This window comes from Vibrio sp. Y176, assembly GCF_033438945.1.
On record NZ_JAWOQS010000002.1, the window covers coordinates 690029 to 713281 of the forward strand.

The 23253-nt window shown below is 44.9% G+C and carries 13 protein-coding genes; 3 read left to right on the forward strand and 10 right to left on the reverse strand.

Annotated elements, in window-relative coordinates:
• Nucleotide 1 precedes the first annotated feature (1 nt).
• The 3 genes from speF to R7O13_RS07295 form a co-directional block, all read right to left on the reverse strand.
• Nucleotides 2-2182 carry an ornithine decarboxylase SpeF gene (gene speF / locus R7O13_RS07285; protein WP_033906657.1) on the reverse strand — a complete coding sequence of 727 codons (2181 nt, stop codon included), beginning with the start codon at nt 2180-2182 and terminating at the stop codon, nt 2-4.
• A gap of 410 nt (nt 2183-2592) precedes the next feature.
• Complete coding sequence (locus R7O13_RS07290; RefSeq protein WP_318303418.1) at nt 2593-3039, reverse strand: helix-turn-helix transcriptional regulator; 447 nt, start codon at nt 3037-3039, stop codon at nt 2593-2595.
• Between the two features lie 538 nt (nt 3040-3577).
• Nucleotides 3578-4774 (reverse strand): tetratricopeptide repeat protein, encoded by a 1197-nt coding sequence (locus R7O13_RS07295; protein ID WP_238855225.1) that lies wholly within the window; start codon nt 4772-4774, stop codon nt 3578-3580.
• Between the two features lie 546 nt (nt 4775-5320).
• On the opposite strand from R7O13_RS07295, the gene pulA reads away from it, so the two are divergent.
• Complete coding sequence (gene pulA, locus R7O13_RS07300) at nt 5321-9310, forward strand: pullulanase-type alpha-1,6-glucosidase (RefSeq protein WP_318303419.1); 3990 nt, start codon at nt 5321-5323, stop codon at nt 9308-9310.
• 113 nt (nt 9311-9423) lie between these two features.
• On the opposite strand, the gene R7O13_RS07305 is transcribed toward pulA, so the two are convergent.
• From R7O13_RS07305 to R7O13_RS07325, 5 genes are all read right to left on the reverse strand, one after another.
• A complete protein-coding gene (locus tag R7O13_RS07305) occupies nt 9424-11040 on the reverse strand; it encodes an endonuclease (RefSeq protein ID WP_318303420.1) in 1617 nt (538 codons plus the stop codon).
• Nucleotides 11041-11371: 331 nt separating this feature from the next.
• Nucleotides 11372-12985 (reverse strand): alpha-amylase family glycosyl hydrolase, encoded by a 1614-nt coding sequence (locus R7O13_RS07310; protein WP_318303422.1) that lies wholly within the window; start codon nt 12983-12985, stop codon nt 11372-11374.
• A gap of 121 nt (nt 12986-13106) precedes the next feature.
• A complete protein-coding gene (locus R7O13_RS07315) occupies nt 13107-13613 on the reverse strand; it encodes a hypothetical protein (protein WP_017634473.1) in 507 nt (168 codons plus the stop codon).
• 317 nt (nt 13614-13930) lie between these two features.
• Nucleotides 13931-14740, reverse strand: coding sequence for a MalM family protein (locus R7O13_RS07320; RefSeq protein WP_005374786.1), 810 nt, complete (start codon nt 14738-14740; stop codon nt 13931-13933).
• Nucleotides 14741-14840: 100 nt separating this feature from the next.
• Nucleotides 14841-16112 (reverse strand): maltoporin, encoded by a 1272-nt coding sequence (locus R7O13_RS07325; RefSeq protein WP_005374784.1) that lies wholly within the window; start codon nt 16110-16112, stop codon nt 14841-14843.
• A 446-nt stretch (nt 16113-16558) separates the two neighbouring features.
• On the opposite strand from R7O13_RS07325, the gene glgX reads away from it, so the two are divergent.
• The gene (glgX, locus tag R7O13_RS07330; protein WP_318303424.1) at nt 16559-18550 is read left to right on the forward strand and encodes a glycogen debranching protein GlgX; all 1992 of its coding nucleotides are present in this window, start codon (nt 16559-16561) and stop codon (nt 18548-18550) included.
• Nucleotides 18551-18628: 78 nt separating this feature from the next.
• On the opposite strand, the gene R7O13_RS07335 is transcribed toward glgX, so the two are convergent.
• The gene (locus R7O13_RS07335; protein ID WP_318303426.1) at nt 18629-19999 is read right to left on the reverse strand and encodes an L-serine ammonia-lyase; all 1371 of its coding nucleotides are present in this window, start codon (nt 19997-19999) and stop codon (nt 18629-18631) included.
• An 11-nt stretch (nt 20000-20010) separates the two neighbouring features.
• Complete coding sequence (locus tag R7O13_RS07340; RefSeq protein ID WP_318303427.1) at nt 20011-21552, reverse strand: sodium:solute symporter; 1542 nt, start codon at nt 21550-21552, stop codon at nt 20011-20013.
• Between the two features lie 339 nt (nt 21553-21891).
• On the opposite strand from R7O13_RS07340, the gene R7O13_RS07345 reads away from it, so the two are divergent.
• Nucleotides 21892-23187 carry an MFS transporter gene (locus R7O13_RS07345; protein ID WP_005374774.1) on the forward strand — a complete coding sequence of 432 codons (1296 nt, stop codon included), beginning with the start codon at nt 21892-21894 and terminating at the stop codon, nt 23185-23187.
• The last annotated feature ends 66 nt before the right edge of the window (nt 23188-23253 follow it).

Here is a 23253-nt window from a genome sequence, read left to right on the forward strand (position 1 = left end):
ATTAATCTTTTAGGACATAACAATGTGCGGTAGTGCGACCGTTAACATCTTCAAGGTACACACCTTGAATTTCTGGCGCGAAGCCTGGGAAGCGGTTAATGCCTTCTTCTAGAGATAGGAAGTAATCCACCACCTGTTGAGTCCAGACTTCACCAGTGATCACACAGATAATGCCTGGAGGGTAAGGAAGTGCACCTTCAGCGGCTACGCGGCCCACGGCCTCTTTAAGTGGTAGGTAATTGCATTCACCACGGAAGTATTTGCGTGTTGCTACGTCAGGTTTGTGAACCATTTGTGGGAAGTACTCGCTGCGGAACATCGCTTTTTGTAACTGTTTCACGTTCAGCTCTTTGTACATGTCATGCATTTCCTGACATAGCTGACGGATGGTGTAGCCACGGTAGCGTTCTTTATTCGCTTCGTAGACGCTTGGAAGTACGATACTTAAAGGGGCATCATCACGGATGAATTTTTCGAATCGGTTAATTTGAGCCACAAGGTGACGGATCTTACCCATATCTTCCGCAGGAGTGAGTAGGAACAAGATAGAGTTCAAGTCGCACTTTTCAGGGATGATGCCATTTTCACGAAGGAAGTTCGCTAAAAGCGTTGCAGGAATACCGAAATCTGCGTAGCTGCCATCTTCAGCAATACCTGCTGTGGTTAGTAGCAATTTACATGGGTCAACGAAGTATTGACCTTCACCGTACCCCTCGAATTTGTGCCAGCTTGCGTTTGGCTCAAACATGAAGAATTTCTTGTTCGTTGCGATCACGTCAGTGTCGTAGCTGCCCCAAGGTTGGCCTTCGACTTCATCTGGAATGAACGGACGAATCAATTCACAACTCTTAAGGATTTCTTTACGCGCTTCGATACCTGTCTTAACCGCATCGCGCCATAAACGCAGACCTGCTTCGCCGTCGTGGATCTTCGCGTTCACATCAAGCGCAGAGAACAGTGCGTAGAATGGTGAAGTCGATGCGTGCATCATAAACGCGTTGTTAAAGCGTTTGTGGTTACAGTAACGAGCTTGACCTTTGATATGGCGGTCTTTTTTGTGGATTTGCGATGTTTGAGAGAAGCCAGCTTGTTGTTTGTGAACAGACTGAGTCACGATCACACCTGCGTCTTCTGGTTTCAAATCCAGCAGCAGTGGTGAACAGTCTTTCATCATCGGGATGAACTGCTCGTAACCAACCCATGCAGAGTCAAACAGGATGTAGTCACAAAGGTGACCTATCTTATCCATTACGTAGCGAGCGTTGTAGATAGTACCGTCATAAGTACCAAGTTGGATAATAGCAAGACGGAAAGGACGTTCATCGCGTGCACGTTCTGGATCCACTTTCGCGATTTGAGCACGAATGTACTCTTCATCGAAACAGTGCTCATCCATACCACCGATGAAGCCCCAAGGGTTACGCGCCGTTTCTAAGTAAACTGGCATACCACCCGCTTGGATTAACGCACCGTGGTGGTTCGATTTGTGGTTGTTACGGTCGAACAGTACCAAATCACCTTCAGTTACTAGCGCGTTACACACCACTTTGTTTGAAGCAGAAGTACCGTTGAGTACGAAGTAAGTTTTGTCCGCGTTAAATACTTTTGCAGCGTGCGCTTGCGCTTGGTGTGCAGAACCTTCGTGGATCAGCAAGTCACCTAAATCCACGTCCGCGTTACACAAGTCACTACGGAACAGGTTTTCGCCGAAGAAATCGTAGAATTGTTTACCAGCTGGGTGTTTTTTGAAGAACTGACCACCTTGGTGTCCCGGACAGTCAAACGCTGAGTTACCCATCTCAACATAGTGCGTTAATTGCTTGAAGAAAGGAGGAAGCAGACGACATTCGTACTTGGTTACCGCTTCGTTGATTTGACGACAGTAGTACTCAATAGATTGTCTTTCTAAATCGATAACGCCAGTTAGCCAAACGTAATCTTCTGCCGAAACTGGGTTTTCATCCGTTACTAAGAAAACTGGAATACCGTAACCCGTTTCAGAAATCATTTTATGCAGACCTGCTTTAATGTCTGCTGAAGTAATAATAGCCGCACCAACGTCGGTTAATTCAACTTGCTCTAAAGGTTGTAAATGACGATTAAATTGTTCATCTAAAGATTCAGCTAATAAACTGAAGTCTTCTGGCATGTAATTACTAACACCTATAATTAAACGTTTCATTTGGAATATCTCTTTTTTGTTCTTTAAAATTGACAGGTACAGATATTACAAACGAAAACGATATTTAAAATTCAAAAAACAAATTTCGTGATTAAATTTTCATATTTAAAAGTCTTATTTTCTCGAATTAAAATTTCGCGATCTTCATCACTTTCCAATTGATAGCCCAATGATATTGAAACCAGGCTTAAAAGGAAAAATAATTAAAAATTGTGTGACCACAGCCATTGTTGTTAGAAATAAAATATCAAGAAAATAATTTTTTGAGATTTCCATCACTATATAATTATTAGGACTATATTATTAGGAATGATAAATATTTTAATTTTAACTAAATTTAAACACATAATAAAAAAGCCATCAACACATGTATTGATGGCTTTTTACTTTAGGTGCAAAGGAAACACAATTCAATTAAATAAATGACTATCTAGTTTGACTCCATCATTCGACCATTGCTGATAACGTTTTACAGACATGCCTGACGAGTACATAGTGTGTTTACAATCCATGCACTCGACAAAATACAAGCCACTCATGCCAGCCATAACGTGCAGTCTACGGCTATCGCAACGCTTACAGGACAAGCGTTTTACTTTGGTATTGACGTCAATACGACGAGCAAAGTTTAACGTTTCATGAGAGCATAAAGCATCAACAGCACTATCTTTAAATGGATGTTCACTCAACAAGTAATGAATGGCGTAATCATACACCGGGGGGATTGAAGATTTTCCACTTTCAATATTACTTATTTTAGCGACGGAAACACCTAATAAAGAAGCGAACTCAGCCTTACTGTACTCTAAGATAAACCTTGAAGAGATAAATTTATCTGCACTAATGATTCTCAACATACACAAATCTCTAATATAAATAAAAACAGAGATAAAAAATTATCTCTATTTATTATGAAACATGTAATGAAAAAGTTACTTCCTAGTGTAATTCTGCATATTAACTATGCTATTTTATTTTTACGTTATCTTGCGCCTAATTAATCATAAAATCAATAATCAACACCTAAATATAAAAGAACAATTTAAGATTTATAATACATTTTTTAATTTACATTATTAGATAAAGTAATGAGTACTATTCATCTATAAATCGGGGCATCAAGCAATTGCTCTTCAATCATTATTACTATCAATTGAAAAGGCTTGATCTAAGCCCAATAGCGGAAGTAAATAAAGAGGGAAAAACCTCTTTTTTAAGGTACACAGATCCCATCTTAGTTAAGTACTAAAAATATGTTGAAAAATCGCATAAATAGTATGCACATCAGTAAAATGACTGCTTAAGTAAGTTTACATTCTGTTGTCGTGACTGATAGAGATACTGGCAAAAGAGCAAAAGAAAAGCCTCAATCTTGAGGCTTCTGGATAAGATAGGTTATGGCTGAAGGAAGTTTTGAGTGAAATCGAGCGCATCTTTAGAGAGTTTTTTTTCGTTGGGCGATGTGCTTGCCTGGTCTTCTGCTGTTACCGTTGTCATGTTAGGCTGAAAATCTAGTGTTGATGTCTCCTCCCAAGCTTCGGAGACGTCTTTATTCTCATCATTCAACACCGCATTGAGCTCCTCTTCCGCAGGAAAATACGCTTCGCGTTTGTACACTTTGTTAAGGGCTCGAATAATAGAGTGCTTTCTCACCATTCCTGAGGCCAGCTTTCTTTGCAACGGCTTCGCTATGGACTGCAATCCAACGACAACATCAACACCAATATTGGTTGCCACTTCATCACGCAACGTACGTGCAGGTTGGTAGCCCATATTAGCAGCAAGAAACAGCCAAACGTAAGCAATTGCATTACCCGTTTTACCTTTATCCTTCCACGCTTCGCCAGCATGATACATCGCTTTAGCACTGCCACCTTCCGCGGCTCGTTCTAGCCAGTAGCAACCTTTAACCATGCTTTTTTCTGTACCAATGCCATTTAGGTAACATAAGCCGACTTGGATCTTGCCATCTGCACTGTCTTTTTCCGCCGCTTTCATAAACCAGTAAAGCGCATCTGCACTGCGTCCTGCACTATTGTCTGGTGAAAGCTGCCATTCCCCCATATAAATCATGGCATCAATGCAGCCTTCTTCGGCGGCCGTTTCAATCAGTTGGTTACCTTTTGGGATATTTTTTTCAGTTCCTCGACCAAAGACCAAGGCCTTGCCCGTCGAAAATTTCGCTTCGGTATCCCCTTCCATTCCCGCAATTGCGGTACGCCAGAAGTTTGCCTGCTCTTTTAAAATCACATCTTCGCGCATGCGTTCACTTAAGCGAACAATGCCGTACATCCCCGTCACATTGTCCAGTTTAGCGGCTTTATCATACCAATACAGCGCTTGACGAATGTTGTCCTTTTCGGCTTCTTTCGCTAGAAATAAAATGGTGGGGATATGCCCGGTTTCTGCTTTGAACTCTCGCTCTTTACGCTCTTGCTCTCGCGCTTTATGCATCGCCTTTCGATAAGCGGCTTCGCGAGCTTTCCTCTCTGCCTCGAGTCTCTGTTTCCGCATCGACAACGAGATCATCCACACAAATATCAGGACGAGTGAAAGGCCAGTTGCCGCAATGGCAATGCCCATACTACTCATAAATAGCCTCTTTCGGTTTCAGGGCCCAATTCAACTCCCTTTCAGGGAAATCTTATGATTACGTGCCGACATAACGCCGACTACCTTCATTATATAACGACCACTTAGCGAAAATCTGAAGCTTGCGAAGACTTAATGGCGGTATTTTATTCAACATCACTGCAACTTATTTTTAAAAGAAAAATATAGCCCTCATTTTTATAGAACTTAATCACGGTTTTGGGGCTGAGACATTCTCATCCCCTATCATCCCCCCTTACTCATCCCATAAAAATTTACATTTTAATGATGTGCAGAATCTCTCACTATGCGCCTATTTTATTATTTAATTTGTGAACAAAATCGACTGTGACAGAAAATTTGCATCTGTAAAAAACTTAACAGCCTGCTCTCACATTTTGCTGATGATTCAGTGTATTAGCATCTAATTGAACATTTCCTTTTTTGGCATCTGCCTTTCTAGCGTGTGCAAAACCTTCTTGATGATTGAGTCAGCGAAGGCAGCGCGCAGCTCAATATCAATTCAATAACAATGGATTTGTAAACGTGGACAATAAGACATTTAAATTATCAACAATTGCCAAAACCGTACTGCCTTTGATTTCCGTCGCGGTAATCAGCGGTTGTGGTAGTGATAGCACGAACGAAGATACGACGAACCCTGGCTCAGGCTTGTACCCTGCGGGAGAGAACGAAGTCGTCATTTATTACAAACGTGACGTAGCATCAGCTTCAACGGCCAGCGACTACGAAGGTTGGGGCTTGCACCTATGGAACGGTGAGGGCTGTACCAGCACAGATTTAGACGCAATGGGCATTCCGGGAACAGGAACGGATTGGTCTGCGCCACACCCATTCGATGGCATCAACGACACCTACGGTGCTTACTACGTACTGAAAATAAACCCAGACGCCTCTGACCCACACGAATGCATGAACTTCATTCTGCACAAAGGTGATGAGAAAGCGTTCGGCAGCGCAAACTCAAAAGTAGAGTTGACGAAAATCGGCGAATCGAAAGGTTTGTTTGGCTTCCACGGCAGCAGTGAACTTTACTACGAGCCAATAGAAGAGCGCCCTGTTGAAATTGATGGTCAAAAAGCCCATTGGTTAGACGCCAACACCATTGCATGGGAAGCAGCGACCAGTGCGGATTCCATGAAGCTGTTCTACAGCCTTCGCAATGACATCAAAATGGATGAAGACAAGCAAATCTCTGGCGGTACAGCGATTGAGCTGACAAAAGCTGGTGAGTTGTCTGATGGTCTAAAATCACGCTTCCGTCACCTTGCTAGCCTTCAAGCTGCGGGTATCGATGTCGATGACGCGACCTTGCGTACGATCCTGAAGTCACAAATCGTTATGGTGGCTTACAACGCAAATGGTGACGTCATTTCTGCAACTGAAGTGCAAAAACCGGGCGTTTTGGATGCGGTGTTTGCCGATTCCAAGGCAGGTAACGCGATCGGTCAAGAACTCGGTGCGATTGTGGAAGGCGGTGCCGCAACCTTCAAACTATGGGCACCAACTGCCCAAGATGTTGATCTGATAATCTACGATGAAAACTTAGCAGAAGAAGCGACCGTTGCCATGACGGAAGACCCAGCAACAGGTATCTGGGTTTCTGAGGCACAAAGCAACGTTGTCAACAAATACTATCGCTACCAAGTTAAGGTATACCACCCAACAACTGGCGTTGTTGAAACGCGTTTGGTAACAGACCCATATTCAATGAGCTTGTCTAAGAACTCACGATACTCGCAAGTGGTTGATTTAGATGATCCAAGCTTAATGCCTCAAGATTGGAAAAACTACGCACGCCCAACGGTTAAAAAAGACGAAGACCACGTCCTTTACGAGTCACACATTCGTGATTTCAGCTTTAACGACAGCAAAGGCACACCAAGTCTTGATGGCAAATATCTGGCGCTTACAGAACCTGAGCGTGAGTCTGTATCTCACTTACAAGCTTTAAAAGATGCTGGCCTAACAACGCTACATATCCTGCCAGCATTTGATATTGCAACCGTGGATGAAGACGCTGACAAGCGAGTCGATATCACCGACACCGTGGGTAAACTTTGTGGCATCAAGCCAGAAGCCTCCATTTGTGAGACCGAAGATGACGGCAAAGTGATTGAAGAGGTATTAAATAGCTACGACCCAACAACGGGCAAAGCACAAGCGTTGATGAACGATCTTCGCATGCTAGACAGCTTCAACTGGGGTTACGACCCTTACCACTACACCGTGCCAGAAGGCAGTTATGCGACCGATCCTAACGGGTCTAAGCGTATTCTAGAGTTCCGCGAAATGGTTCAAGCGACGCATAAAATGGATCTGAAACTGGTCATGGACGTCGTGTACAACCACACAAATGCATCTGGTGTGAACGAAAAATCAGTACTGGATAAGATTGTCCCTGGGTACTACCACCGCCTAAACGTCAACACTGGCGGCGTCGAAAACTCAACCTGTTGTGATAACACCGCAACCGAGAACTTGATGATGGGTAAACTAATGGTTGACTCATTGATGGTATGGGCGGATGACTATAAAGTCGATGGTTTCCGTTTTGACCTTATGGGCCACCAGCCGAAAGATGTGATGGTTTACGCACTTGAAAAAGTCCGTGAAATTGATCCGAATACTCTGTTCTACGGCGAAGGTTGGGACTTCGGTGAAGTCGCGCAAAACGCTCGCTTCGATCAGGCGACACAAGTCAACATGGCGGGGACAGAAATCGGTACTTTCTCTGATCGTCTGCGTGACGCAGTTCGTGGCGGAAGCCCGTTTGATGGCGGTGTAGATTCTGAAGGTAAGCACCCACTTCGCTTTAACCAAGGCTTTGGTAACGCCGCTTATCCTAACGAAGAAACCAAAACTGACGCAGAGTCGGTGAATGGTCGTTTACACAACCAAGATCTGGTTCGTCTAGGTATGGCTGGTAACTTGGCTGACTACATCCTTCTTGATTACAAAGGCGAAACCAAACTGGGTAAAAACGTTGATTACAATGGTGCGCCTGCAGGCTACACAAAAGTGCCATCAGAGAACATCTCTTACGTGTCTAAGCACGACAACCAAACATTGTGGGATAACAACGCCTACAAGATTGCGACAGGCACTTCATCTGCCGAGCGTGCACGTATGCAGTCTGTGTCCCTATCAACGGTGATGCTTGGTCAAGGCATTCCATTCATCCACATGGGTTCTGAGCTATTGCGCTCTAAATCTATGCAGCGCGACTCGTACGATTCTGGTGACTGGTTCAACCGTGTATTCTTCGACGGAAGCGACAATAACTGGAACGTTGGTCTACCACGTGAAGACAAAGACGGTGCAAACTGGGAGCTGATCAAAACCATCGTTGGTGACAGCACGGCGAAACCAGATTCAACCGACATCGAGCTGACTAAGCAACAATTCCTAGAGCTACTAAAAATCCGTAGCACAAGCGAACTGTTCCGCCTAGATACCGCGCAAGAAGTGATGAACCGTGTGGACTTCCGCAACGTAGGGAAAGACCAAGTGGAAGGCTTGATTGTGATGTCTATCGACGATGGTACATCAGCGGGTGCCGATTTGGATTCGAACTACGATGCTGTCGTGGCCGTTGTGAACTCAACATCAACTGAGAAATCTTTCAAAGTTGCTGGCGCAACTGGTTTCGAACTGCATGAAGTTCAACAAAACTCTGCGGATGACATCGTCAAAGGTGCAAGCTTCACCAATGAAACGTTCACAGTACCAGCACTGACAACAGCGGTATTCGTGCAGCCACAAAACGGCGCGCAAGGTGCTGGCCTACCAGTAAACACGGATAACAAAGACGTATCGAGTATTCCTCCTTACGGCGAAACTGTTGTTTACGTGAAAGGCACGATGAACGAGTGGTCTGATAGCAGTGATTGGGCGATGACCTTTATTGGCAACGGTATGTACTCTGTAACTGGCGTTCTTGAAGCTGGTGAACACGAGTTCAAATTCGCGGACTCTGGTTGGGCAAATCCAAACATCGGTTGTGATGCTGCGAATATAGCTTCTGGTTCACTAGAATTAGGTTCAGAAGGTAACTGTAAGCTGTCTGTTGCTGAAACAGGTAAGTACAACTTCACTCTGAACGCGCTGCATGTTCAAGATGAAAGCGTAGAAAAACCGGTCGTGTCAGTGACCAAGTCAGCAGATGCACCAACATTCGGTGAAACAGCACTTTACTTACGTGGCACTATCACTACATGGGATGCTCCAGCACAAGACTCAACAGCGAAGTTCAGCTATGTTGCAAATGACGTTTATTCGCTAGACATTGACCTAGCGGCGGGCAACTACGAGATGAAAGTTGCGAGCGCAGACTGGGCAGCAGACACCAACTTCGGTGGCGAAGGCAGTGTTGAGCTTGGTAAAGCGCTAACGATGGAAGTCGGTGGCGGTAGTGCAAACCTGAAAATTGCGATTGCAGAAGCAGGAAATTACAACTTCCACTTCAACGCGGCTGACAAGTCAGCGCCAATCGTAACCGTCACGAAGAACTGAGTTCTCCAGTTTTCACAACATCCGTAAATACAAGGGGAAGCATTATGCCTCCCCTTTCTTATTCTCAATGGTTCGCCGTGAGATTGACTCGCAATGTTGAAACCAATTGCGCGTTAATTCCCCCAAATTTGCTCAACAAATTCAGGATGATCGATAAACGGGTTGCGGTTTCCTTGGAACTCAAACACCAAGTCATTGCGACGGATTTCTTTCGCGCTAACAGGATCATTTTTGTGCCAACGTTTCAGCATGTTTAGCATCCAAGGTTCAAATACGTTCGTACTGGTGCCATCCAACACCGCGTCAGAGTTGCTCGTGTTGTTCTCCCAATTGCCAATCACGTTCTCGTAACGGGTTGCCATGTAAAAATACGCGCGCGCAAAATCGCCTTTAAACTCATCAATCGGCTCAAACACGGTGCCTGAATAACCCAGTGCTGTGCTCGCTTGACCTAGCTTAGAACCATTGCTGGAAACATAAGTCGAGGTGCCCACTTCGCCAAATGGCCAGTTGCTACGTTTGGCGTTTACATAACCATCGGTGGCAAACAAATGGTGACCGTCTGAGTTCATCGGTTCAACTTTTCCACCAAACCAGCTTTTCGGGAACGAGTGTTCACGGTTGTAGCAATCCCCTTCTTGACTGTATTGACCGCATTGGTCGGTTACTTTCGTGAAACTCACTGCATCGTTGCCCGCAGGCTTCTCTGAATACATATCAAGAATGGAGCCGTCTTTCTCGTAGTAGTTATCCAAATCTGCGTCTTTTACCAAAGTCCAAATCGCTGAATAGCCACGGCTGGAGTGATTATTGATGATGTTAAACAGCGCCGTTTTTAGAGCGTATCCCGTCTTACCAGACGCGGCTTGATAATACCCATCAACCACTGGTGGAGTCGTGGTGGTGTCACCTAACGTAAAATCAGTGGTTTCGCTTTTGGCGAACTCAGCGCCAGAAGCAAGGGTCTTGGTTCCTTCCATCAACGTGTACGAACCCGCGCCACTTCCACAACAAATGCCGTCACCATACTCATCTTGAATGGTGAACTGGTAATCACCGTCGGCTAAACACATGCTTTTTTCAACGGTGGTTGCCGACTCATAACCCTGACCAGAGAACAGCACTGCGGATTGGCTGTTTTTCAGCGTCCAACTCGTTTCAGAGCCATAGTTGTCGGTCGTGAGAGTCAAGACCACTTGGTGATCACTACAGCTCTCTACGGGAGGCTGCGTGCTTGTCTCAGTCGGTTGAAAATTATCGACGTAGACAACTTCTGAGCCATCAAAACTGGCTTCATCGTAAAAACGCAAACCGACGTTGATGGTCTTGTTCGAGCTCGCTGTGTAGTTGTGCGCGAGCTCTTGCCACTGGTTTATCTGTTGTGGGTTCGAGTAATTGTGATAACCATCAACCACCAGACGTGCTTTTACATTTCCTTCGGTATGATAAACCGAGACAGAAAACGGATAGGTTTTCCCTTGCTCCACATTAATGGTTTGCAAAAAGTCGGTGTTGCTTTGGGTACCTGTATTCACGACGACCTGGGCAGCCAGACCACCCGATTTGATTTGCTCGCTGCTTGGCGACACTGTAATGCCCGCGTCAATCTCTGACCACTGCGTAGGTACATTGCCATTCCACTGCTCAAAGTCACCGTTGATAATTTGGCTATATGCAAACGGAGAGCTAACAGCAGCAAGGAGACAGAGGGAGTTCGTTATGGATTTCATTATACTTTTCCATTAGTTATATAAATCCCAAACACGATAAACATATTAGTGGGGCATAAGTAATCCTTCAGTCACATTTTTACGTTGCACAAGTGTTAATTTACTTTTTAATGTGCAGCTTATCTCACAAATATTCACCTGCTGAAAACAAACGCCAATACAAAAAGCGAAGCTACTTGTTGGCTACATCGTCGTAAAACCATTAAGGGAAAAGTAAAACAGACAGAAAAAAGCCAAGTGTGCGCCTATGGGGGTCAGCAACAACACTTGGCTTGTTTATAAGAAAGCTTGTGGTCAGCTCAACTGGTGAGCATCAATTCTGGATAATTCCTTAAGGTTTTACCGCAAAGAATCGCCCTTGTAATGGCGACATCGGAAGTTGATATTGACCATTGCTCGGAGCAATTTTTTCATTCGTGAGTAAATCCACCAGCTCACCGGTGCCAACACTCTCCTGAGCAAGAATGACGGTTCTCGCGCTCTCTAAGGTATTTAGCGCAAACAAGATTTTGTCTGAACCAGATTGTTTCAAGTCCACATAACTGCCGTTACTCGCAACTAAATTCGTGCGTGACCCCTGATAAAGTGCGGGATGCGTATCGCGCATTGTCATCAGCGATGTCACATAAGCTTTGAGATCGGCTTGGTTTGCATCAAGCGTCGTCGTCACGCCTTCAATTTTCGCACTGCTGCGCGCAACGTGATCATCGCACAAACCTTGAATAGCACAGGTGTTGTTGTCTTCTTTTGCGGCAAAACCATCCACTTGATCCCCGATTTCATCGCCGTAATACAACGTGATTGGCCCAGTGTACGCAGCTTGGAAAGCAAACGCGGCTTTATGGCGTAACCAATATTCTGCATCATTCACATCCGCCAAGTTTCCGCGCTGCAACAAGTCACCAAAGCGCACTAAATCATGGTTGCCGATCATCAAATTCGGCTGCGCATGTGTTGGATATTGGTTGTGTGTGCTGTAGCCGTTGTCTAGCCAATCCACACCGCGACCACCCACGCCACTCTCATTCACGGCCAAAGTTTCAACGATGCGATAGCGCATAGGGAAGTCAAACGCAGAGCACAATGCGGGATCGCTGTTCGATCCATACGCCTCATTCGCGATCTCAGACTCCCCTTTCCAAATCTCTGCCACCATGTAACCCAACGGATTCACTTGATCGCCTTTGCTATTGGTGTACGTCACACTTTGTGAGGCTTCATCGACGGCTTTACGAAGTTGTGTCCATGCGTCTGTCGGAACTTGATAGGCTTGATCTAAACGCCAGCCGTCAATCTTGAGTTCTTTGATCCAATACGTCGCAACCTCTTTGTAGAAATCGAGACTAGCTGGGTAATCAACAGGATTGCTTGAGCCAGAAGGCAACAAGCCGGAAGGTGAGGGTTTGATCAAACCATTCTTATGGTGGCCAAATACGCCATCAAAAAATACGTACAAACCGCGTTTGTGTGCTTCTTCGACTAGAGTTTTCGCGGTCGCTAAGTCACCAAATTTAGGGTCGATTTCAAAGTAATCTGTCGCAAAATAGCCGGTGGCGTCCAAACGATCCGCCCAATGATCTTGTCCTGCTATCGCTTCTGATTCAAAAACTGGCGTCAACCAAATCGCGTTCATCCCTAAATCTTGGATGTAATCGAGTGAATCAATCACTCCTTGCAAATCGCCGTTATGATGGCTGGTGCCATAACCTGTACCGTGACCAATGCTCGCATCACCATCCACAAAACTCTCTACCATGATTTGATAAGTACGAAGTTGGTTACTTTGCGCCATGACATTGGCTTGGCAAGCATAACTGGTATCCGGTAGCGGAGTGCTGCTATTAGTGTCGCCACCACCAGAAGAATTACACGCAGATAAAGCACCAATCACACTTAACGCAAGCAACGAGCGAGACAGGCGATGGTTACGTAGGATATTACGCATTTTATTCTCCCTAACTTACTCAAATAAACTACTGGCATTTGAGTAATAAAATTAACCCCGACATTTGTTTCATGCAGGGGTTAATAAATAAAAAATAAATCTTAAATAACTGAATGAAATATTATTGGCATTTATTTACCATGACATGAACAGGTTTGCCTTTTCCTTCAAACTGAAGACTCCATACATATTTACCATCTTCTTTAATATCAACCGAAGTATCCGTACCGTAACCACCAAATGTTAATGGTGTTAATTCACCAACGTTCATTCGATTGCCTTTTGCGGTAAATTGTGGGAACCATAATTCGGTCGCATACTGCATTTTGTAGGAGCCTACTTTTTCTTGAACCACGGCTTGGTAGAAATTATTCCCTTTGTAGGTGTATTGACGCTGAGGCACGTGTTTCCAATCGGAATCCGCAAACGTACCCACCACAAATAGTGGTTTAGAAATAGGTCCTTTCGCCGTGCTGTCTGGGTTGTCACACGCTTTCATGAAAGCAACCACTTCGTCTTGAGACATATTAACAACTGGCTCTGTGGCCGCTTCAGGTTCTGCCGTCGATTGACAACCTACTAAGGCAACAAGTAGGGCAGCAGCAAGAGAGGTCTTCATCATGTTCATTTCACGTAATTCCTTTTTAGTATATCCAAAGCAAAATAAACTCAACGGTTAAAAGAAATATTAATCGTTATTAAAATGGAAATATCAAACGCCAAATAAATATCGTCAGATTGTGAATTTAAATCACTTCGAGAAGTTTGTTTATTTCCTAAGTACACAAAATAAATTAGGAACTGCCATTAATTATTGATCCAACCTATATAAAAAACAAAGTAATAAAAATAATTATGTGAATAAGGTAACTCTATGTAGGGGTATTTTTATTAGTTTATTTTCTATGAAAAAGGTCAGCATTTCGCTGACCTTTTTTTATCTGATTATTTTCTATTTACGGCTTTCACAAACACTTGTTGCGCACCTTCGATACCTAGCTCTTTTGCTTCATCAAGCAAAGTGAGCGCTTTCGGAATATCATTCGCTGCGACTGCTGCTTCAATGGAGCTGTAGTAGTAGCTAGTAAGGTCCGTACCTTGGGGAATGTTATCGTTTTTCGCAACAATCTTAGTATTCACAATATCATTCGCGGATACCGAAAAGCGGAACTGACCAAGTGGGCTATGTTTCGCTAGAGGGTCTGCAATATCTGGCGGCTGAGTGTGGCGCGCCATGGCGAAGGCTTTTGCAGGGTGTAAAACTTGTGTACTTCCTTTTAGATCGGCGGAAGTCGTGTAAACCAACACATGCAGATCGTTACCTGTCATGTCTGGAATCACATTGAGATCAAGTACGAATTTATCGTTGTCCAACAGTTTTGCTGGTTCGTACTTAAACTTTGAAAAATCTGCTTGGTAAATGGTTTCTCCTGCCGAGTTCATCACTGCGACATTAGGAGCATAAAATTGAAGCTCTTTACTTACGAATGTCTCTAATTTGATATCGAGACTGCCACGGTTGCCTGGAAGAGCAAACGCTGCAATAGCGCCAGCACTGTTACCATCCAACAACATTTGGCTTTTATCAGTCAAAGCGAATTCAGTAACCACAGGCACGTTAAGCGGTACCCATTGAATATCACCCGATTGCGTGATCACTTGTTGCTGACCTTTTGGACTCATCTCTACTTGTTCTACAGACGCACAACCAGTAGCCAACATGCCCAGCAGTACGGGAGCAAGCCATTTTTTCATTACTGTCTACCTCGACTCTTTATTGTTTTTTAAATAAATACAGCCAGATAAGTTCTGGCTGTATCATTCTAGGACAATTTAGGACTTAGTGGTTAGATGATTACCACCAAGCTTCAGCTTGTACACCGAATTGGAACGTATCGTCTGAACGGCCGTTGTCAAATGTGTTTGAGTTGTCTTCTTTGTCAGCCGTTAGGTAAGAAGCGTAAACACGGATTTCAGGACGAGCCCAGAAGCTAGAGCCAGCAGACCATGCTTGAGCAACAGTTAGCTTACCGTATTTGTTTTCTTCGCCGTCGTTATCGTCGATAGCGTAACCAGCTTCGAAGATAGTTTTGTGGTTGTCATCCCATTTGTACATTGGACGAACAACAACAGACATTGTTTCCCACTTGTCTTGGCCAGCCCACATGTCTTCACCAACACCGTACACTAACTGGTGACCCATTTCCCAGCTGTCGCCCATGCCGATTACACCCCAGTTGATTAGGCGGTAACCAGATGCACCGTTGTCAGCTTCTGCGCCGTACCAGCTACCGTCGCCGTAGAATGCCATTGTTTTAGAGTAACCTTCAGTACCGTACTGAAGCACTGTTTTGTTGAAACCAGCGTCTAGACCTTGAGTCAATTCTGCTGTGAACATTACGCCGTTTTTCGCATCTTTAGTGCCGTTTGGCGCAGCGTCAGTTTCGTTAAGAATTGCGTAGTTCAAGCCCATTTCTAGAGAACCGTTGTCCCATAGAGGAAGACCTGCGTAACGTACGTCTAGAGTGTTTACGTTTGTTGCGCCACCATCGTTGCCTGGGTCAGCGATATCGCCGCGGTCGTTACGAACCCAAGCGAAAGAAACTTTACCAGGACCAGCTTCGATACCTTCAACACCAGCGCCCGCGCCAGAGATGTTCCAGTAGTAGAAGTCAGAGATATGAATGTCGTGACGTTGGTAGTAGCGTTTACCTGCCCAAAGCGTTGCTTCAGGAGCAAAGTTTAGTAGGCCTTTAGCTTGAACGTTGAACTGACGTAGTGCGAATTGTGCATCGTCTACACATTTCACTTCGCCGTTATCCAAACCACAGTTAGCAGAAGTGCTTTCCCAGTCGTTTGAACCGTTAGAAGTCATTGCAACCATAGAGTCTACGTAGAACGTTTTGCCGTTGTTGTTGTAAACTTCTTTACCTAGTTGAATCTCGCCGTAGATATCGCTTTCATTACCTAGACGACCGATCTTGTTCTTTTCGAATGTTAATTGTTGACCACCGTCAGCGTTCACGCCAACGCCAGCACGCATGTAACCGTGGAAATCCACTGCGAATGCAGAACCAGCAGCTAAAGTTGCAGCTACAGCAGCAGCAATTGCACTTACTTTTTTCATTCTTAACTCCATTAAGGGTATTTATAATTCTGTCTTCCCTGCTCACTCTTTTAGGTGAATATAGGCAGTAAAAACACACCTAAAGAAAGAGAGGTAAGATGGGAACGAATCCCCGTTTGTTTCAACAGTTGTGAGATTACCCGAGGCGTACAAGGATGACTTCCTCCGCCCTAAACTAATTTAAGGGGGATGAGAAGGGAGTAGAAAATTTACCGAATGGTGTTTTTTCGAGTCAGATCACCAATCTAGGGAGGAATTAGTAAGTTTGTTCGGTTTTGAGCCGCTACAAAGTGATAGCCATTTCATATTTTTGACTCTAAGCCGTCACATAAAGTAATTAAATTACACGAATATTTTTATATTTAGGGTGGTTGACCTTAGTAAGACAAAGTTTTTAACTTATAGTTTCCTAAAGGTAGCAATAAATATTAAATAAAGTATCTCCGATGACACGACTTCTCTCTCGCCCCTACCCCCTGGGCGCAACATTGAATAAAGAAGGCTGTAACTTCTCTATTCATGCTCCAGGCGTAAAAGACATTCAACTGGCATTGTTTGCAGACGATGGCAGCTACGAGCTTCACGGTTTACCGAATGAATACGCTGGCATACGTCATACTTTTATTCCAGATATTAAGCCGGGGCAAAAATACGGTTACCTTGTCTCCCACAAGGAAGAGCCACTGTTAATTTCTGATCCGTACGCAAAATCAATAGATAAAGCCCTCCACTATCACCCTCCGTACTCTCCAGCCAAAAGTTTCGATATGTCGAAGTGCGTCGTTATCGAAGATGATTTTGACTGGCAAAACACGGATCACCCGCGTATACCCAGAGAAGAGATGGTGTTGTTTGAGACGCACGTCAAAGGGATTACCCAACGCCACCCAGAGGTTGAGGACAAGCTGAGGGGGCGCTATTTAGGTCTTGCATCACCTGAAATGCTGGCCTTTTACAAACAACAAAACATCAACACGCTGCAATTGCTACCTGTCGCAGCATGCATGCATGAGCCTCACCTACTAGAGATGGAAAAGGTCAATTATTGGGGATACAACCCTTATCTCTTTATGGTGCCCGATCCGCGCTACGCAGAACAAGACGCCGTTACGGAATTAAAAACAACAATTCGCGAATTGCATAAAAACGGTATCGAAGTGATTCTCGACGTGGTTTACAACCACACTGCTGAAGGTGGTGAAGGGCCTACAATTTTCAACCTGAAGGCCCTCGATTCCTGTTTTTACATCAAACATGGCAACCACTTCGCCAATTACACTGGCTGCGGAAATACAGTGGATCTCACCTACCAACCAGCCTTAAACCTTGTGATGGATACATTGCGCTACTGGGTTAGCGAATTTAAAGTCGATGGCTTCCGTTTTGACTTGGCTGCAACGTTAGGTCGACAGGGCGATGATTACAACCCAGAAGCAGCTTTCTTTAAAGCCGTTGCGCAAGACCCAATTTTGCGTGAAACCAAATTGATTGCCGAACCTTGGGATATTGGTCCAAATGGCTACCAAGTGGGTAACTTTCCATTTGGTTGGAACGAATGTAATGACAAACTGCGTGATATTTCCCGCAGTTTTTGGCGCGGTGATCAAGGCTATTTAAAAGAGTTTGCCACTCGATTAATGGGCTCTCGTGACATTTATAGTGCAGCGAACTGGCCATACAAACTCACCGTAAATTACATCACTTATCACGATGGCTTCACACTGCAAGATTTAGTGTCTTACAAGCACAAACATAACGAAGCCAATGGCGAAGAAAATCGCGACGGTCACGGTGACAATCGTTCAGAAAACTACGGTGTTGAGGGCGAGACGGAAAATCTGATGATCATCGCCACGCGTGAGAAGCAAAAACGCAACCTTATTGCTAGCTTGCTGTTTGCCTTCGGTATCCCACACATTCTCACTGCTGATGTTCTGTCTCACACCCAAGGCGGTAACAATAATGCCTATTGCCAAGACAACGAAACCAGTTGGCTGAACTGGGAAGAGACAGAACGTAAGCAACATTTCAAAGCATGGATGTCACAAATGGTCGCCAACCGAAATCAATACATGGTGCCATTTATCCGAGCTTTCAGTGGCGAAAACCGCAATAACAACCGTATTTTCTGGCGCCGTACAGACGGTCGCTTAATGGAGCACGATGATTGGAACCGTTTAAGCTCCGTCGCACTTCACCTTGGTATCGGTAAAGAAGGGCAAGAGCTGGTCTACCTCATCAACCAAACTAACGCCACAGCGCGCTTTAAGCTCCCCAATGAGCGAAAGCAAGAATGGGTGACGATCTGTGATACAAACGTACGTAATCTCAACCCAGGACATGCTGAAGGCGAAGTCTTGCTGTCACCCACCTCGATGGTGATTTTGCACTATCAACCAAACCAAAGCACACCAAAAGGTGAGCAAACGCATAGCTAAGTTGTAAACGCTCCAAAAAAGGAAAGCCGATGCATCTCAGTGCTTCGGCTTTTTTGTTGGTTAGATGTGCCTAACTCATTATTCGCAAGGCGGCGCTAGGTGAATCAAAGCTAACCCACCCAGTGACGTCTCGCGGTATTTCTTGTTCATGTCCTTGCCCGTTTGGTACATGGTTTCAATCACCTTATCCAACGAGATCAAACATTTACTATTACGTTTTAATGCCATGCGAGAAGCATTGATCGCTTTCATTGCACCCATTGCATTACGCTCAATACACGGTACTTGCACTAAGCCACCAATCGGGTCACACGTCATGCCTAGTGAGTGCTCCATGGCGATCTCGGCCGCAATACAAATTTGCTCATTGCTGCCACCACGCAGCGCGGTCAAGCCAGCTGCCGCCATGGAAGAAGACACGCCAACTTCGCCCTGACAACCCACTTCGGCCCCCGAGATAGACGCATTGGTTTTGTACAAAATGCCAATCGCACCGGATACAGCAAGGAAGTCTTTAAGCTGTTTGGTATCCAGCTCTTTGATGAAGCGATGGTAATACATCAATACCGCCGGAATCACACCCGCCGCACCATTGGTTGGCGACGTTACGACTTGTCCACCAGCCGCGTTTTCTTCACTCACAGAAAAAGCAAACAGGTTAATCCAATCCATGATTTCCATTGGATCGTTTTCAATTGCTGCATTTGCTTCAAGCTTCTTCAGCAAGTTAGGCGCACGGCGGGTCACGTTCAAGCCGCCATCCAAGATACCTTCTGTCTCGAAACCACGCTCCATGCAACGCGTCATCACACGCCAGATCTGTTCTGCACGTTGATTGATGGCTTCCATTTCCTGAAACGCTTGTTCGTTTTTCAGAATCATGCCGCCGAGGCTCATGCCGTTCTTCTCTGCCTGTGCCAACATTTCGTCTGCACTGGAGAATGGAAACTCAACTTCTACGGGAGCTGTCGCACTGCCATTTTGCAGTTCATCTGCCGTTGCGATGAAACCACCACCGATAGAGTAGTAAGTTTCAAACCCAACCTGATTGCCATGCGCATCTAACGCAGTAATCGTCATGCCATTCTCATGCAGAGGAAGGTTCTCTTCATGGAACAACATGTCCGTTTTGTAGTTGAATTCGATTTCATGACGGCCATCGACAGACATCATGCCCTCTTCAATCGCCTTGCGCATCGCTTTGTTCGCAGAAGCGATTTTGATGGTATCTGGTTTGTTACCCAATAGACCCAAAATCGTTGCACGGTCAGTATGGTGACCAATCCCCGTTAACGAGAGTGAGCCGTATAAATCGACTTGAATACGAACCACTTTTGCCAAGTTCGATTCAATCAAACGAGTGAAGTGATAACCCGCGATCATTGGACCATTGGTGTGAGAGCTAGAAGGGCCCACACCAATCTTGTAAATATCAAAGATGGACAGCATAAACTTACCTATTACGACAATGCAGCATAAAGCCAATCAGGGAGAACCATACAAGCAGCGATGGTCGCCACAGCGAACACCAACAGCCCGTAATGGCTTGCGGTTGGCTTTGCAAAAAGATGTTTTTGATTATTGATAAAGATTTGTTGCTCGGCAGTCACAGCGCCCCAACGACGGCTCACTAACACACCAAACAAAAGGAAGACAAACGTACCAATTGGCGCGAACCACGGCCAAGTCACGTCGAGATACATGGCAGTAAACACCGCAATCACACTCATGATACTGCCAACGATCACGCCTTTCTCATTGGCTTTTGCCCAGAATAAGCCAAGCACGAATGACCCAAGACGGATACCAACAAAGATGGAAGTCAGGCTAGCGATGGTTTTGAGTACCGATTCATTCGATACAGCCAGAAGAGCTGGCACTACCACCATAGCCGCAGCGAGCAAACTCATCTTTCTTGCGACTTTTTCGTAGTGCTCATCATCGGCACTCTTGCGAACGAAACGCTTGTAGATATCAAACGTTGCGACGGTCGCCATTGAGTTGTAGGTAGAATCCAAGGTCGACATTGCGGCCGCCGCCAATGCGGAAATGATCAAACCAACGACGATTGGGTTAGTGTGGTTGAAGACGAAATCCAAAATCACTTCGTTGCTGTTTTCAAACGATTGATCTTGATAGAAAACACTCAAAAGAACACCGAGTACCGCGAAGAATAAGTACACAAAAAATGCACCGTAACCACACAACAGCATCGACTTCTGCGCCGTCTTTTCACATCTCGTCGCTAACGTGCGTTGGATGATCAATTGGTTGGTGCCGTACACACTCAAATGCAAAAAGCTCACGGCAACCACGCCAGCCCAGAGTGTGGTATCTACGCCTAAATCAAAGTCTAAGTTGATGATATTCAGGTGATTACGAGAAAGGTAATCTGCCGCATTAATCTCTGTCATTAGAATGGCAAAGATAGCGATGCTGCCTGCTACCAATACTGCAGATTGCAACATATCGGTCCAGATAACCGTGGAAATTCCGCCCGCATAGGTATAGCAAGCGGTGAAAATACTAATGTAGATAATGGCTTCAGAAATACTGATAGGCAGAACTTGCACTAAGATCAGCGCCACGGCATACAAAATCACACCCGCAGAGATACATTGAACCACAATGAACACAATCGAGTTGATGGTTCTTGCATACACCCCAAAGCGGTGCTCAAGGTATTCATAAATCGAAGTCAAGCCCAGCTTATAGAAGACAGGCACAAAGAAAATGACGGTGAAAAAGATAACGATGGGATAGTTAAGGTGAATACTCATCGCTTCCATGCCAGAGCTATAAACCCAACCAGGCATCCCTACAAACGTCATCGCACTAATGTAAGTCGCAAGTATCGAAACACCCGCCGTAAACCAGCCAAATTGCTTTCCACCCGTAGAAAAGTCGCCACCATTGCTGTAGCGCTTGTTCACTAAATAGCTGATTAATATGGTGATTAACACGTATAACGCAATCACCACAAAACTTGAGTACGTAACCATTTCAGGGTTTCCATAATTCTGGGTGCTAACTATTTGTGCTTGGATATTACTTTAAAAAAGCATATCTAAACGATAATCCCGCCATAACTGTGACTATAATCACCAATATAGACGGTTATATATTCAAAAATACCAAAAAGACCGATTTAATGAGACTCCCATCACTAAAAATCACTAATTGGGTACGCATTCATTTTAAAATTGATATTGATCACGGATCTAATGACCTTAAAAAAACTATGATTCACCACGACACGAAATCGAAGATGATCCCAATAAGATCGTGTTCTTTAAGTTTGAATAGCAACAAATCCTAAGTGAAATAGAGGTTTATCGGTCATGAATGCCAAAAGACACATGAGCGAAGTTCCTATGATTCAAAGGGTAGCTGCCTATCTAGCGATACTGGTTGGTTACTTTTTCTATTGTTATAACTTTGTAATTATTGACTACGTACGCCCATACATCGTCGAAGCGTATGATGGTATTAGCCTGTCAGACACTGCCCAGTTCTATACATGGCAGTCGGTTGGTGCACTTATCGGTGCATTGAGCTGTGCTTGGTTCGCAACAAAATTTGGTAAGAAATCCACTCTTATTACCATCACAGCCCTAAACGGTGGCGCAACGATCATCAATATGATGTTCACCGACTACACAACATGGGCAGCAATGCGTTTCATCATTGGTTTGTCACTGGGTGGTTACTTCACCGTGGCAGTAAGCCTGATGATCGGCCTATTTACGCCAACGGTACGTGGTAAGTTGACGGCATTCGCGTCTTCTATGTTCTCTGTTGCACTGATGGTAATGGGTGCGTATGCAGCGTTTATTGCAAGCATCGATGCACCATGGGAAAGCCTAATGCTTGTTGGTGGTATCCCACCATTGGCAGCCGCTGTTGTCATGATCTTTGTACTACCTAGCGACAGCAAAGTGATCGCTTACGGTGAAGAAGAGCAAGCAAAAGCGGAAGAATCAGACGCACCAGCGAAAAAAGGCTCTTGGGGAGAAATGCTAAGCAAGCCCTACCGTAAGATCACACTAACCTGTCTATTACTGGCTGGCCTTAACTTCTATGGTTTCCAATTCTTTGGTGGCTTCGTAACCACTTACCTACGTGATGTACGTATGTTCGACGGTGCAACTATCGGTCTCATCTTCTCTATCTCAGCATTTGGTTCACTGTTTGGTGCTTGGTTCTGGGGTTGGGTAGCTGACAAATTCGGTCGTAAGGTGAACGCATTTGGCTTCATCCTAGCGGGCATCATGGTTTCAATCTTCTTTGTTGCACCTGGCGACATGGTGATTGGCGGCCTAAACATGCTGGCTCTACTTGGTTTGATTTACAACTTCGGCCTGTCTTCTTCAGCGGTATGGGGTGGTTACTTCTCAGAACTGTTCCCAGCACACCTACGTAGCTACGGCGCAGCGCTATTCCACGGCGGTCGTATCCTCGGTATGTGGGCACCAATGGTACTTATCTTCATCCAAGAACGTACCGACCTACAAACCGCAATGTGGGGTTCACCAATCGTATGGATCCTTGCTGGTCTTCTATGGCTATCACTGCCAGAGACACTAAAAGGCGGCGTGTTCGATAAGAGCAAAAAAGCCGAAGCAGCAAAAGCGTAACTGAATTTCAAAAACTCCGGCTGGCTCCCCGGCCGGATGAAAAAACTTAATTTCGAGTCCTGTTCC